Origin of the sequence: Paraburkholderia sp. RL18-085-BIA-A (assembly GCF_046027075.1) — a bacterium.
Lineage (GTDB): Bacteria > Pseudomonadota > Gammaproteobacteria > Burkholderiales > Burkholderiaceae > Paraburkholderia.
This window is the reverse complement of sequence record NZ_JARESU010000361.1, coordinates 1-2,178: the sequence shown is the minus strand read 5'-3', so window position 1 is coordinate 2,178 and position 2,178 is coordinate 1. Positions and strand designations below refer to the sequence as shown.

General features: G+C 61.1%; 2 protein-coding genes and 1 pseudogene. All 3 read right to left on the bottom strand.

Translation table 11 applies throughout. From position 1 onward, the window contains the following. The coding region (locus tag P0D89_RS52400) for a LysR family transcriptional regulator (RefSeq protein WP_408370995.1) at window positions 1-252 on the bottom strand (252 nt) is incomplete at its 3' end. 198 nt (window positions 253-450) lie between these two features. Continuing rightward, window positions 451-1,785, bottom strand: coding sequence for an alpha/beta hydrolase (locus tag P0D89_RS52395; protein ID WP_408370997.1), 1,335 nt, complete (start codon window positions 1,783-1,785; stop codon window positions 451-453). A gap of 297 nt (window positions 1,786-2,082) precedes the next feature. Next, window positions 2,083-2,178, bottom strand: a pseudogene (locus P0D89_RS52390) (integrase); the annotation flags it as partial.

The following is a 2,178-nucleotide window of genomic DNA, read 5'->3' as shown; positions in this document are numbered from 1 at the left end:
ACGGCAAGCTTGATATCGCTCGACCGACTGCAGGAGCGCATACGCGCGCACGGCAAAGGTCTTCCCGAACGTCGTGATGCGCACGCTGCCCGTGCTGCGATGAAAGAGCGTTTCGCCCAGCCGTTCTTCGAGTTGCTGGATTGCACGTGTGACGACCTGCGGCGACGTGCCGAGACGGGTCGCCGTCTCGCGGAAACTGGCCGATTGCGTCGCTGCGGTGAAGATACGGATGAGGTCGATCTGGTTGTCCATACAGCAGGTACAGCGTGTGATGCAACGACGTCGAATGCCACAGTGCGGCCAACTTCTATCTGATGCGGGTGGCCCTAGTCGACCCCATAGACGTCCTTCGGCGTAGATGCCCAGCAACGGCAGGTCTCTACGGTAAAGCGGTCATCCAACCAAGTCAGGGAGTTGTGCACGGCGATGCTGTTCCGATCATCAGCCGTTTCAGCGCACCGGCGCTGGGTAGTCTTTCCAAAGCCATTCGAGTGATTCGGCCATGGTTTGTGCTTCGGTGGCATCGTCGACGTGACCGGCATTGCGGGAGAACACGAACTGGTAGTGGTATCCCTCGGCGGCGAGGACGCGCGCCATGTCCTCGTTGGCCGCGGTCCAGTCATGCATGCCATCGGCAAGAGGACTGACCGGATAAAAAAGATCGCGATCACCCGCCTCGAACCAATACCGGATCGGCTTGCGCGGTGAATTCGGGATCAGCGGCGCGCCATTGGACGCGCTTGCAGGCGTCACAGTATTTCCCGACACGGTGAGGTTCGGCTTGATCGGCCCCGGCCACACATCATGGTACTGCCAGGCGCCACCAGGAAGTGCCGTGTCATGCGGCCATTGCTGGTTCACCATCGTTGGCGAGTAGCCAAGCACGCGGTGATAGAGATCGGGACGGAACCAGGCCATGGTAAAGGCGGCGGCAGCACTGGAGCTGAAGCCCATGGTCGCACGACGATCCGGATCCTTCGTCAACCGTACATGCGCATTCTGTTCGACGCGGGGCAACACCTCCTGCTCCACCCATTCGGCGTAGGTGCCGGACACGGTGTCATATTCGCGGCCCCGTTCGCTGCCCTGCGCGTCCTGTCCGCCGGCGCCTATGCCGATGGCCACCATCGGCGGCAGCTTGTGCGCGTGGATGAGCTTGTCCAGCACGTTGAACAGCATCTGCTCCTTGAAGAAGCTGTGCCTGCCGCCATCACCGTACACGATGAATGGCGCTGCCGTGCCCGCGACGTAACCGGCCGGCACATAGACATCGACCTCGCGACTCCAACTGCCAGGATGGCTCGCGGGCACCAGAAGATCGGATTTGTCGCCAGGAGCTGTCGAAGAAGAATTCACCGCCGAATTCTTGCATCCGGGCATATCGTCACGAACCATGCCGGGCCGGTAGATGACGCTGTCTGCCGAGGTCATGATGAAGGTATGGACCGTGCCGTGCGGCACATTGGCCTGAGCAACCGTCTCTGGCGACGGCCGATGCGTTGGACCGATGATGAAGTTGCCCTCGCTATTGATCGACGGAACCTGGCCATCCGGCAGTTCTGTCGCTTTCGGATAGTTCGGATTGTGCGGGTCGCGAGTGGGCGGAGTCGTCTTCAGATCCAGCCCCGCCGTATCGATGAAGAACGGCGCCTTCGGATCGGTTGTGTTGGCACCAGCCGGAACCGACGCATTGGGCGGTACGCAAGTGGTGTCTGCGGCGATGGCCGGCACGGCAGCAGCCGTCGAGAGCAGTGCTACCACGAGAACAGCATGGGCTTTGGTCAACTGTGATCTCCTCCCTCTCTGGGCACGCCGGCCCGTTTCGACTACTGTACGAAGCGATTCATACATTAGTCGAAACGGGGAGACAACGTCAAGACTGGTGATTGCACGCCATACCGCGACGGTCGGATCGGCGGGTGACGAGCACTTCCCGAACGGACAGCTCCTCATCGGGCAAGCACGAGAAGGGCTTGAAGGACCGTTGCGAAGGCGAAGGCGCCGTTCAAATGTCGCACTGCGCTTGGGAGGGAACGTCCCTTGTTGGCCGGTCAGCGACCACTTGCTGACCGGCAAGAAGCCCTACACCTCTGTCTGTTCAGCCATTTCCAGCGCGTCATCGACCTCGATGCCGAGGTATCGGACGGTGCTTTCGAGCTTCGTGTGGCCGAGCAGCAG